The 12,978-nt window shown below is 39.5% G+C and carries 11 protein-coding genes; 9 read left to right on the top strand and 2 right to left on the bottom strand.

Annotated elements, in window-relative coordinates; genetic code table 11:
• Positions 1 to 7 precede the first annotated feature (7 nt).
• From ALE3EI_RS10950 to ALE3EI_RS10940, 3 genes are all read left to right on the top strand, one after another.
• A complete protein-coding gene (locus ALE3EI_RS10950; protein WP_186988607.1) occupies positions 8 to 940 on the top strand; it encodes a PorP/SprF family type IX secretion system membrane protein in 933 nt (310 codons plus the stop codon).
• 11 nt (positions 941 to 951) lie between these two features.
• Entirely contained in the window at positions 952 to 2,883 is a 1,932-nt protein-coding gene (locus ALE3EI_RS10945) for an OmpA family protein (protein WP_186988605.1), read from the top strand.
• 113 nt (positions 2,884 to 2,996) lie between these two features.
• Positions 2,997 to 3,701, top strand: coding sequence for a pirin family protein (locus ALE3EI_RS10940; protein WP_186988603.1), 705 nt, complete (start codon positions 2,997 to 2,999; stop codon positions 3,699 to 3,701).
• A 1-nt stretch (position 3,702) separates the two neighbouring features.
• Here the strand turns inward: ALE3EI_RS10940 and ALE3EI_RS10935 are convergent, their stop codons facing one another.
• Positions 3,703 to 4,428, bottom strand: coding sequence for an SDR family oxidoreductase (locus ALE3EI_RS10935; RefSeq protein WP_186988601.1), 726 nt, complete (start codon positions 4,426 to 4,428; stop codon positions 3,703 to 3,705).
• Positions 4,429 to 4,499: 71 nt separating this feature from the next.
• Between ALE3EI_RS10935 and ALE3EI_RS10930 the strand changes: the two genes are divergently transcribed.
• Positions 4,500 to 5,114, top strand: a complete 615-nt coding sequence (locus ALE3EI_RS10930; RefSeq protein WP_186988599.1) for a M15 family metallopeptidase — start codon at positions 4,500 to 4,502, stop codon at positions 5,112 to 5,114.
• Here ALE3EI_RS10930 and ALE3EI_RS10925 read toward each other — a convergent pair.
• Positions 5,111 to 6,040 (bottom strand): mechanosensitive ion channel family protein, encoded by a 930-nt coding sequence (locus ALE3EI_RS10925; protein ID WP_186988597.1) that lies wholly within the window; start codon positions 6,038 to 6,040, stop codon positions 5,111 to 5,113. The genes ALE3EI_RS10930 and ALE3EI_RS10925 overlap by 4 nt on opposite strands.
• 125 nt (positions 6,041 to 6,165) lie before the next feature.
• Here ALE3EI_RS10925 and ALE3EI_RS10920 point away from each other — a divergent pair, with 125 nt between their 5' ends.
• From ALE3EI_RS10920 to ALE3EI_RS10900, 5 genes are all read left to right on the top strand, one after another.
• Positions 6,166 to 6,444: a DUF3817 domain-containing protein gene (locus ALE3EI_RS10920; RefSeq protein WP_186988595.1), complete on the top strand. Its 279-nt coding sequence runs from the start codon at positions 6,166 to 6,168 to the stop codon at positions 6,442 to 6,444.
• The gene (locus ALE3EI_RS10915) at positions 6,444 to 7,712 is read left to right on the top strand and encodes a mechanosensitive ion channel family protein (protein WP_186992358.1); all 1,269 of its coding nucleotides are present in this window, start codon (positions 6,444 to 6,446) and stop codon (positions 7,710 to 7,712) included. The genes ALE3EI_RS10920 and ALE3EI_RS10915 overlap by 1 nt, the downstream gene beginning before the upstream one ends.
• Before the next feature lie 46 nt (positions 7,713 to 7,758).
• Positions 7,759 to 8,853 carry an endonuclease/exonuclease/phosphatase family protein gene (locus ALE3EI_RS10910; protein ID WP_186988593.1) on the top strand — a complete coding sequence of 365 codons (1,095 nt, stop codon included), beginning with the start codon at positions 7,759 to 7,761 and terminating at the stop codon, positions 8,851 to 8,853.
• A 180-nt stretch (positions 8,854 to 9,033) separates the two neighbouring features.
• On the top strand, positions 9,034 to 9,765 hold the full coding sequence (locus ALE3EI_RS10905; RefSeq protein WP_186988591.1) for an outer membrane lipoprotein-sorting protein: 732 nt from the start codon (positions 9,034 to 9,036) through the stop codon (positions 9,763 to 9,765).
• A gap of 92 nt (positions 9,766 to 9,857) precedes the next feature.
• Complete coding sequence (locus ALE3EI_RS10900) at positions 9,858 to 12,950, top strand: VPS10 domain-containing protein (RefSeq protein ID WP_186988589.1); 3,093 nt, start codon at positions 9,858 to 9,860, stop codon at positions 12,948 to 12,950.
• The last annotated feature ends 28 nt before the right edge of the window (positions 12,951 to 12,978 follow it).

Genomic DNA, 12,978 nt, shown 5'->3' with positions numbered 1-12,978 from the left:
ATTCCATATGAGCAACTTAAAAAATTATAGTAAGCTAATACTTGTTGTGCTTATTTTTTTCAGCACACAGGAATTCTTGGGACAACAAGATCCACAATATACCCAATACATGTATAACCCGATGAGTATAAATCCGGGATATGCCGGTTCGCTTGAAACACTCGATATTGTTGGAATCTATCGGGATCAATGGGTAGGAATAGACGGTGCGCCTGTAACCCAATCGCTCGGTGCACATGCCCCGTTGAGGAACGATGAAATTGGTCTTGGTGTCGATATCCGGCACGACGCTTTGGGGCCTTCAGATGAAGTCCTTATCAATGGTAATTTTTCGTATAAGCTACAGTTAAGTCCGTATATAAAACTAGGTTTAGGTCTTAAAGCAGGAGCAAATATTTTTAATGTAGACTATTCGAAAGGCCTGTTTCAGGATCCAAATGATCCGGTTTTTAATAACAATATAGACAACAGACTAACCCTGAATCTGGGAGCCGGGATCTATTTGTACAGCGATAATTGGTATTTGGGAGGGTCTGTGCCGGATTTCATAACAAACCAGTTTTACGATGACATTCAACAATCGGTTGCTGAAGAGGAGCTTCAGTATTATTTGATTGGAGGCTATGTATTTGATGTCACAACCGATTTAAAACTGAAACCGGCCTTTCTTTTAAAATATCTATCAGGTTTTCCTGTTGTAGTTGATTTTTCTGCCAATATGATGTATCGTGAACGCTTTGTCTTAGGGATTTCATATCGTTATGAAGATGCGGTAAACGGACTGGCGGGCTTTCAGATATTGGATTCGGTATTTGTAGGCTATTCATACGATTACACTCTTACAGACCTACAGGATTATAACTCCGGAACACACGAGATCGTACTCCGATTTACCCTTGTTCAGAAAAGCAAACGTATAAACTCACCCAGATTCTTCTAAATTCAGATTTTATGAAAAATATTACTGTCGTATTGTTCCTATTGATCTGTTTCAATCTTTCTGCACAAAGCAGTTTAAAAAAGGCTGAAAAACTATATAATAGTAAGGCGTATACCGAAGCCGCTGAATTGTATGATGAGATCCTTGTGCGATCCACTCAATCTGACTCTGAAATTCTTCTGAAAGCAGCCGATGCTCATTTTTTTATCAATAATAACAGAGAGGCTGCAGATCTCTACGCAAAAGCTTTTGTTGCGATCGGTGATCTGGATGAATTCCACTTTTACAGATATTACAGGTCCATGCGTGGAATCCGTGAATATGAACGATCTGATAAGCTATATACCGACTATTTTCGGAAAAGGAACAATCTTGAGGAAGTCAGTAGCTATTCTAAAAAAAGTGCTGCATTCTATGAAATTATGAATGATACTGTCCCTTCGCGATTTTCCTTAATGAATCTAGAAGTTAATACGGCATATTCTGAATTTTCCCCTGTGATCTATAAGGATCGGGTAATCTTTTCGTCCTCACGTCCTGGGGCCTCGAAGGAATTATATGCTTGGAACGAGCAACCCTACTTAAGTCTTTACACCGCAAAAAAGAAAGAGAACGGGGATCTTGAAGAGGTGGAACTATTTTCAAAACAAATAAATTCAGATTTTCACGATGCCACTATTGCATTTGTACCTGAGTCGGATGTCGTGTTCTTCACATCCAGTTATGCCGAAAAAAGTAAACTCATCCTCGATAATGGACGAACCAACCATTTCATTTTATACCGGGGACTAATAAAAGACGGTAAGATTGTTGAAAAAGAAGAATTGTTCTTTAACAGTAAAGAATACTCTGTGGGTCATCCTTCGGTGAGTACCGATGGTAAATACCTCTTTTTCGCATCAGATATGCCCGAAGGGTATGGAGGAGCCGATATTTATTATTGTAAGATCTATGAGGACGGAATGATCTCTTCTCCAATAAACGCCGGCGCGATGATCAATACATGGGGAAACGACTTTTTTCCGCACTTCTCTAATGGAACCTTGTATTTTGCTTCAGACGGGCATTTAGGATTTGGCGGACTCGATCTGTTTGAAAGTGAATTCGGACCGGACGAAAAGTTAAATGCCGCTGTAAATCTGGGAAAAAATGTGAATACTGTTTACGATGACTTCGGAATTATCTTCGATAACACGGGTGAATCGGGGTATTTGTCATCCAACCGAAAACCGGGTCGTGGCGATGATGATCTGTATTATTTCAAAAGAAAACCATTGGCTTGTGACCAGATCGTTTACGGAAATCTAAAAGACCAAAAAGACCATAGTCCGTTGTCAAATGCCATGATAAGGTTAAAAGACTCTTTAGGTATTGACTACACTACTGTTATGACCGATAGTCTGGGGAATTACAGTTATGAAATTCCTTGTGGCCACAAGATCACAGTAAGTGCGTCAAAAACCGGATATTTCGAACAGACCAAAGACACCATTACAGGGCAGGTGGACAGAGAAATGCTGGGTCCCATCAATTTCCTTCTTGAAAATGCCGAAGATCGTATCGTCAAAGACGACAAAGGGGTTGAAAAAATTAAAATGGATCCAATCTACTTCGATTATGACAAGTGGGAAGTAACCCCTGAGGCGGCGGTGGTTTTGGATAAAGCGGTAGAATTAATGACCTTTTACCCCGATATGGTTATAAAGATCGAAGCTCACACCGATTCGAGAGGAAGTGCATCCTATAATTTATCGCTGTCTGACAAGAGAGCCAAGTCAACGCGTGATTATCTATTTTCGAAGGGAATTGAAGAATTCCGAATTACAAATGCAAACGGTTTCGGAGAATCCAGACTACTCAATGAGTGTAGTGACGGAGTGAAATGCAGTGAAGATCAACACGATGTAAACCGCCGATCTGATTTTATTATTATATCACGATAAACATTTTATCGAATAAAAATGCATTTTATCGAATTTTTTACTAACTTAGGTTTATAGTAACAGCGCCTTTTGTGACTCCCCGGTTGTAATGTGTAATGTAAAAATACAGGCGTATGCAAACTTTTACTTTTAAATCGGACAACAGATTATTGGAAACCCGAGGTTTTGCAAAGATCTATCACGTTTGTGAAGACATTGGTAAAAAGGGGATTTTCGACGACTTTATTAAACTCAGGGAATTCAGTTTAAAGCCAGGAATGGGTTTTCTCCCTCAACTTCACAGGAGTGTTGACATCATCACTATTCCTCTAAAAGGGATCATTGAGCAAAATAATGACCTGGGAAACAAATTGATTGCCCAAAATGGAGAATACTGCTTTTTATCCACAGGGTCGGGCGTCATGCATTACGAATTTAATAAATCCTATGATGAAAATCTGCACTGTCTGGAGATCGAAATAAAAAGAAAAGCTTCAGAAAAAAACAGTCCTAAGAACACAATACTAAAGCTCGAAGAGCGCTCTAATACACTTCTGCAGATTAATAATAGATACGCTACCGGTCTTGAACAATACAGCATTTATAAAGGTACTTCAGAAAAAGGAAAAGCGTTTACACACCAATTGCAACATTATGAGAATACTGTTATCCTCTATGTTATAAAAGGTGACCTACTAATAAATGAAAGCACACATCTAAAAAGCAAAGATACCTTTGCTTCCCGGTACACCGAAGCACTCACCATAACCTGTACAAAGAAATCGGATTTTATACTTATTGAACTTCCGCTTCAGAATTTACAGCAAAAGACGGCCTAACTTATTTTGATGGCGGACTCGTAGGACGTACTTCTATTTTACTGGGAAGTGTGCGAGAATTCATTGTTAAAAGGTCTACAACTAGTTTCCCAATGTCCTCAATCTGAATTTTCCATGCATCACTATCGTCGGGTTCATTATCATTAAAATGGGTCGACACCGATCCCGGCATGATTGTGCTTACTTTCACATCGTGCTTACGAAGATCGAGCATCGCAGCTTGTGTAAAGCCCGTTACACCAAATTTACTGGCATTATAGGCCGTTCCACCTGCAAAGAAATTAGTTCCGGCCAAACTTGAAATACTAATAAAATATCCTTTAGTCTTGATTAAAGATTCTACCGTTGTTTTTAAGGTATAAAAAACGCCTGTTAAATTCGTATCAATCGTTTGCTGCCAGTGCTCCACACTTAGTTCATTTACCGGAGCAAAATGTCCTAAACCGGCGTTTGCAATTACTATGTCGATCTCGCCTATTTCCTTAACAATTCGTTCCGAAAGTTGTTGCATACTATTAAAATCCCTTACATCGGCAGTCATTCCTATAGCCTGAGATCTGTCATTTCCATTTGAATTTAATTCGATTGCAGCCTTATTTGTCGATTCTTCATTTCTTCCTGTGATCACTACGGTAACACCTTGTTCGAGTAAACTTTGTGCGATCCCGTAGCCAATTCCCTTGGTTCCGCCTGTAATTAATGCGATCTTCGATTGTAATATGCTCATAATTATAGGTTTTTTGTAAAGTTACAAACCACACTACAGTATGTAGGCATTTTATATTAATTTTAGTACTTATGAAGTCATTAATTGTTTTATTTCTAGGATTTGTTTTTCTGAATTTTTCTACTGAAGAAACCGATAAGCCGGAATTGGTAAATATTGAATCACTCTCTTCTGAATTTTATTACGAAATACGGTATGCTACCCCGAATAATTTTATAGGTGAAACGCTCTATGATTGTGCGCAATGCTTACTGCGTCCTGAAGTTGCTGAAGCATTATTAAAAGCAAATCAGTTTTTTTGTGAAAGAGGCTATTTGATAAAGATCTATGATTGTTACCGGCCGCTGGATGTACAGAAGAAAATGTTTAAAAAAGTCCCACGACCTACCTACGTAGGGAATCCTTACGGCAAAGGTTCGGTACACAACAAAGGCGCTGCTGTAGACATTACTTTAGTTACATTAGATGGCTGCTATGTTGAAATGGGCAGTGACTATGATTTCTTCGGAAGAGCGGCACATATTGACAACTTTAACTTTTCGGAAGAAATTCTACAGCACAGAAAATTACTTTTTGAGGGAATGCGAAAATTCGGTTTTCAAACCATTCGAACTGAGTGGTGGCATTTTAGTTATAAAAAGAATCTTAGCTATAGAACTTTAAACGACCCCCTGCCCTGTGATTAATGCTTATTTTCTCCTAACTCATAATCTCTAGGATCTTTTCGTACGCGAAGCGGAATATCTTCTTCATTGCCATAGAGCTTTAATTCGGTTATATCCGCAGGCAGGTTGAATCCTTCGGCGGCAAGAGCTTCTTTCACCTTTTTGATCACCATACCCCGTAGTATCCTCGAGGATTTTCGGTAATCTATGGTTTCTACCCAAAAGAAGACTTTTAAATTTACAGTACTTGCAGCCAGCTCATCTTCAATTACAAAATTATCATGTTCATCGTCATGAACGATACCCTCGTGATCCTTCAGAATCGCGTAGATCAGCTGTTTTGCGGCTTCAATATCATCTTCATACCCAATACCCACGACAAAATCGACACGATAAAATCCGTCAGCGGTATAATTCTCTACCGGTTTTGTAAGTACATCACTATTGGGAATATAAATATCCCTGCCGTCGGTGGTCTTTATATGGGTATATCTGAAATTAAGTGCTTTCACCTTTCCGAAGATATCGGCTATTTTAATGGTGTCATTAATATGAAATGGTCTGTTAAAGGCCAGAATGATCCCTGCTAAAAAATTCTTCCCAATATCCTGAAACGCAAATCCGAGAATGATCGCCGCACCTCCGGCAGCAGTGAGAATTCCGGTTGCAATTCCGCGTAATCCTGCCACATCCAATGCGATCATTATGGCAATAAGAATTAGAACGATCTTGATTGCCTGAGCAAGAAACCTGGCCATAAGTGGATCGGTTGCCTTTTTTAAAATGCGTTTTCTGTAAAAATTGGTTAGAAGTTGTGCAATGATTATTCCCGCAACAATAATAAAAATTCCCAATGCGATTCTGGGAAGGAGTCCAAGAAACTTATCGTAATAATTTTCAACCGAGTTTATTATAGTTTCAGATGGGGATTGTAGTAATATGTGCATTTAGAGGATGTTTGAAGATAAAGATACTGTCTATAGCGTTAGTTTTAGGATTAATCTCACTTAAATTATTCATAAAATTGGAGCTTGAAATTTAGTTACTGTATCTTTGTTCAAAATCTCAACGCGTGACCCTATCTGTAAAAACGTTTAAATTAATTAGTACCCTCGAAGCGATTTCATTTTTAGTCCTTTTGGGAATTGCCATGCCTCTTAAATACATCTGGGGGCTTCCGCAGATGGTTCAGGTGGTGGGAATGGGACACGGAGTTTTGTTTATAATGTACGTAATAGGTGCCGTTATCATGTATAAGAAACTAAACTGGTCGCTATTGACACTTATGATAGCGATACTTTGTTCTGTTTTGCCCTTTGGCCCATTCTATGTTGAACATAAATATCTATGATGGATTTTGATGCTTTAAAATACTATTCCTGCTGGTTGCAGGAATTTTTTATAGACCAGGGAATGCATCTTGGGCTTGCTGCTGCATTGGGTACATTTATCAATCTTTTGGTCGTTATTCTCGTCGTTACAGTTCTCGACATTATTGTAAGAAAAGTGATCGTGCAGGCTTTTAAAGCGTTTAGTGTAAAAACAGCAACCACTTTTGATGATTATCTTGTGAAAAGTAATTTTCCCAGATATATTGCTCATTTTGTGCCCTTAGCCATAGTTTGGGAGATCGCTCCAATTCTGTTTATCGAATATCCAATAATTACTAAGATCATTTTTGTTGGGGCAAATATCTATCTGGTAATTTTGTGTATTCTGGTTTTTAGAAGTCTTTTAAGAACCACTCGAAATTATTTACAAGGCAAACCCGATTATTACGATAAACCGCTTGAGAGCTATATACAGGTTTTAATGATCTTTGCTTGGGGGGTGGGTGTTTTTTTTATCATAAACCTGCTTACCGGTTATAGCATAACCAGTCTGGCAACTCTGGGAGCTGCATCGGCTATCGTGTTATTGATCTTTAAGGATACCATTCTGGGTTTTGTTGCAAGTATACAAGTATCGGTAAATGACATTGTACGTATTGGAGACTGGATCACATTCAGTAAATACGGAGCAGACGGTTATGTCACTGAAATAAATCTTGCGACCGTTAGGGTTCAGAATTTTGACAATACCTACACCACTATTCCCACATATAGTCTTATAGCAGATTCGTTTCAGAACTGGCGCGGGATGCAAGAATCTAAAGGTAGAAGGATTAAAAGAGCCATATTTATAAAGCAAAGTTCGATCAAATTTCTTACTCCGGAAGAACTTGAAGATCTAAAAAAAATTCAGTTGATCGCTCCGTATATAGATCATCGTCAAAAAGATGTAAACCATTATAACAAGCAAGTAGAGGCAGATAAAAGCTTGTTAATAAATGGGAAGAATCAAACCAACCTGGGTGTGTTCAGAAAATATGCAGATGCCATGCTTCATGAAAACCCGGCTATTAACAAGGACCTCTTTTTAATGGTACGGCATCTGGCACCTACCGATAAAGGCATTCCCATAGAGATCTTTTGTTTCAGTTACGACAAGAACTGGGAAAACTATGAGCATATACAAGCCGATATTTTTGACCATTTACTTGCGGCTGTGCCCTACTTCGGACTCGAAATATTTGAATTACCTACAGGAAAAGACATTGTAAATATTTCAACGAAATAATTACAACCTGAAAAAAGTCTTAACTTTAACAGAATAACACCATAGCATGAAGTTAAAAAACTTCTTACATATTTTTGGAGGTATTGCAATCACTCTAACCCTAATTCCATTTATCGCAATGGATTTCTGGTGGATAAGGATGTTCGATTTCCCACACATACAATTAACTATACTAACATTTACCGCTTTGGTTGTCTATTTTATGCGGTTTGATATTAAACGCAAAGAGGATTATGTTTTTGTTGCCCTTATATTGGGCTGTTTTATTTTTCAGGTTGCCAAGATCTATCCGTATACGCCAATGGCACCGTTCGCTGTTAATAAAGCCTCAAGCCCTGAAGATATAAAAAACCCGATTGGCGAATCTGATATTAAACTGTATACAGCGAATGTGTTTCAGGATAATAAGGAATCGAAACACCTTATAGCGGAAATTGAAAAAAGGGATGCCGACGTGCTGTTATTTGTTGAAACCAATCAACGATGGCGGGATGACATCGTAAAAGATCTCCCATCACATTATCAATATCGGGTAGAAGTACCGCTGGACAACACCTACGGCATGTTGCTTTATTCAAAATTAAAACTTGTAGATCCAACCGTGCAATACCTTGTGGACGACAGCATTCCCTCCATCCATTCGAAACTAATCCTGCGCAACGGAGACACCATACAGATGTACAATATACATCCAACTCCTCCTATGCCGCAACATAATCCCAGCTCTTCAGACAGAGATGCCGAAATGATGAAAATTGCCAACCTTAGTAGACAGAGTGAATTACCCGTAATAGTTCTGGGAGATTTTAACGATGTTGCATGGTCTGCCACTACCTCTTTATTCGAAACCGTGGGAGAACTCCTTGATGTACGAAAAGGTCGAGGTTTTTATAATACCTTTAATGCCAAAAGTTTTATTTTCAGATGGCCATTAGATCATATATTTATTTCTTCTGAATTCAGAGTAATTGAGCTTGAGCTGGGAGAAGATATCAACTCAGATCATTTTCCAACCTATACACATCTAAGTTTTGAACCCAATTTAAAGGAAGAACAGGCGCCAACACCTCCTACGGCAGATGAATTGAAGCGCGCTAAAGAACAAGCAGAAGGGGTACAAAAGGTTGAACTTGACTTTTAGAAGAATGCAACTTATCTTATACATACTAATCGATAAATCCTATGAACATTAGTAATTCATTGTTGTCTTGAACTATTCATGGAATTTATATGTTAAAAAAGAAAAAAAATTAATCAAGCGATGTAACACTTTATACGGTTGGTCGACTTACTTTTACGTAAAATTAAAAAAACACTACTAATGAAAATATTTAAAACACTAAGTATCGTCTTGTTTTTGGTTGCATTTGCACCCGTAAATGCTCAGAATGTTGACGAAATTATCGCAAATTATTTCGAGAACACCGGAGGTGTTGACAATTGGAATAATCTGGAATCGATAAAATTTGTTGGGTCTGTAAATGCACAGGGAATGACTATCCCGATTGAAATGTACCAGACTAAAGATGGGAAACAACTTTTAAAGATTAATATTCAGGGACAGGAAATGACTCAGTTTTCCTTTGATGGAGAAACGATGTGGACTACAAATTTTATGACCATGCAACCTGAAAAAAGTGATGCTGAAGCTACCGAGAACATGAAAAAACAGTCTGGGAACTTTCCTTCACCTTTCCTAAATTACAAAGAAAAAGGGTATACGGTAGAGCTGATAGGGAAAGAGACCATGGAAGGAACAGAAACTTACAAAGTTAAACTCACTCAGCTACCTGTTATGGCCGACGGAGTTGAAACTCCAAATATTACAACGTATTATTTTGAAGCTGAAAACTTTGTCCCTATCGCCACCGAAGCGGAAGCTATGGTAGGACCAATGAAAGGACAGAAGTTTACAGATACCATGAGCGACTATCAGGAAGTGGATGGATTGTACTTCCCGTTTGCTATGACTATGGGGGGCCAACCTGTAACCATCACAGAGATCGTTATAAATCCGGAAATAGACGAAGCAATGTTTGTCTTTCCTGAATAATTAGATACTGAAACATTAAAAAATCCCCGCTTTAGGGGATTTTTTTTACCTGAATTACAGCATAAATAATTTTCTAACCAAAAACACTATCGATGAAAAAATTACTGATCTTATTCTTTTCTCTTCTCATCATTCCAGTGGTCACCAAGGCTCAGGAAGTGTCGTTAAAAGGAAAGGAACTTTTTGGAGACATGAAGGCACGGCATATTGGACCGGCCTTAATGAGCGGACGAATAAACGACCTTGAAAACCATCCTACCAATGCCAGAGTACTTTACGCGGGTACAGCCGGAGGCGGCGTATGGAGATCGAATGACGGAGGAGCCACCTTCTCTCCTATTTTCGATGATTATGTACAATCTATTGGCGTGGTAAAACTGGATCCAAAAGACCCCGATCAGGTGATCTGGGTTGGTACAGGAGAAACCTGGACGCGTAATTCGGTGTCGGTTGGTGACGGATTGTATAAGACCACCGATGGAGGTACCAACTGGAAAGAAATACCCGGATTTGAAAAAAGTGAACGTATTGCTTCCATAGCTATTAATCCGAATAATACCGATGAAGTATATGTAGGAGTATTGGGAGCGTTGTGGAGCGACAGCGAAGACAGAGGTGTGTATAAGACAACAGATGGCGGGAAGACTTGGAATAAGATCCTATATATTGATAAAAGTACCGGCGCAGCCGAGGTGATCATGGATCCGAAGAATCCAAACGTTTTATACGCTTCTATGTGGCAGTTCAGAAGAACGGCATGGGGCTTTAATTCGGGTGGTGAAAACAGTGCACTGTATAAATCTACAGACAGTGGGAAAACCTGGAATAAGATACACAATGGCTTTCCATCGGGTAAACTAGGACGAATTGCCGTGCAGATCGCTCCCAGTGATAATGCGATATTGTATGCGGTATTAGAGACAGAAGATAAAAGTAAGAACGGCCTGTGGAAATCCACCAATGCCGGCCAAAATTGGGAACATCTTAATAATGATTTCGGACTTACGGTACGTCCGTTTTACTTTTCAAGAATTACCATCGACCCAAAAAATCCGGATATCGTAGTAAAAGGCGGATTAAACGGTTCTATTAGTCGGGATGGTGGAAAAACCTTTAAATCGTTAGGGAATATGCACAGTGATATCCATGACATCACCTTCGATATTCACAACAGTGATATTATGTATTCGGGAACCGATGGTGGGGTATATCGATCATGGAATGGCGGTACTACATTCGAGATCGTCGAGAATTTGCCCCTTTCTCAATTCTATCACATAAGTGTTGATGATGCCGAACCGTATAACGTTTATGGCGGATTACAAGATAACGGAAGTTGGTATGGACCCTCATCCTCTCCCGGTGGAGTAAATGCCAGAGACTGGAACAGCGTTGGGGCAGGCGATGGTTTTAGAGTATTAAAGCATCCAACAAAAAACATAATCTATTCTGAAATGCAGGGCGCCGAAAATGTGTGGCGCTACGATGTGGATCGCAACAGAACTAAGACCATACAACCATTACCTAAAAAAGGGGATCCGGAACTTCGTTTTAACTGGAATGCTCCAATGGCGGTAAGCGCCCACTTCCCCGATCGCTTTTATATGGGAAGTCAGTTCGTACATCGATCAGACGATATGGGTGACAGTTGGACGATCATATCTCCCGACCTCACTACAAACGATCCAACCAAGCAGGATCAATCGAAATCCGGAGGTCTTTCAGTAGATAACAGCGGTGCCGAAAATCATACAACAATCTTTACCATTGCCGAATCCCCATTGGATGCCAATGTGATCTGGGTTGGGACAGACGACGGAAACGTTCAAGTGACCACAGACGGTGGAAAGAACTGGAACAATGTAACGGCTAATCTCATCGGAATTCCGAAGAATACCTGGGTATACCATATCGAAGCCAGTGTTCACGGCAAAGGTACCGCTTATGCCGTATTTGAGGGGCATACAAGTGGTGATATGAAACCTTATGCACTTAAGACGACAGATTATGGTAAAACGTGGAAATCGATCATCTCACCCGATATTCAGGAAAATGCATTTGTAAGAAACATTCAGGAAGATTACGTAAACGAGGATCTGTTGTTCCTCGGGACTGAATTTGGTTTATACGTGACTATAGATGGTGGAAAAAACTGGTCGCATTTTACCAACAACATGCCTCCTGTCGCAGTTCATTTTATCGATCTTCAGAAAAAAACAAATGACATTGTCATGGGAACACACGGTAGAGGTGTAATTATCATTGATGATATTAGTCCGTTGCGGGAATTGAACCAAGAAGTACTCTCCAAGGATGTGCATTTCTTTAAAACCAAGCCGGTAACCATGGTAGAAGAAGGCGGATTTTCGGGTGGATTCGGTACAGAAACTCAATTTGTAGGTGCCAATAAAAGTACAGCTGCCCGCATTGTTTATTATTTGCAGAAGCGACATACCTTCGGAAAGATGACCATGGAAATTCAGGATATGGAAGGAAATAAGATCACTTCCTTAAGTCCGGGAAAATCTAAAGGGATCAATATTGTTAACTGGGGATTCAACACCACGATCCCAAAGATGGCTGAAGGAAAAACCTTGTCGTTTGGCGGATTTACAGCACCAAGAGTTCCGGCGGGAAAATACAAGGTGATCCTTACAAAAGGAAAGGATTCTTACGAACAGGTGATTGAACTGAAATATGACGATACCGCACTTACCACCCTAGCCGAACGTAAGGAACAGGAAGAACTTACGCAAACCATGTATACTATGGTAGAAGATCTGGCTTATATGGTGTATAAGATCAACGAAATTCAGGATAAGACTAAAGAAGTGATCGAAAAGCATCCTAAAGGGAAAAAGCAGGCTCAAAAGCTGTATGATGATCTTGAAGCTTTAAGAACCGATCTAGTTATCACAACCGGTGATAATTATGTGGCTTCCGCCGAACCCGAATTACGGGAAAAAATGGGAGACCTGTACAGCGGAATCGCAACTAGTTACGATCGGGTATCGGGAGCGCAGAAAATGAATCTTGAGCTAATTACTGAAGAATTCAATACGGCCAAGGAGCGTTTTGCAACCATTATGGACAAGCAAGGGGATAAATTTATGAGCTTTCTGGCAAAAAATGAGATTTCTATACCTGATATAAAAAGCAGAGAAGAATTCGTTAAGAAGGACTAATATCTTTGGTATGTTAACGTACTAAGCC

It is taken from the genome of Constantimarinum furrinae, assembly GCF_014295415.1.
In the GTDB taxonomy this organism is placed as follows: Bacteria; Bacteroidota; Bacteroidia; order Flavobacteriales; family Flavobacteriaceae; genus Constantimarinum; species Constantimarinum furrinae.
This window is presented reverse-complemented; position numbering and strand designations above follow the sequence as displayed.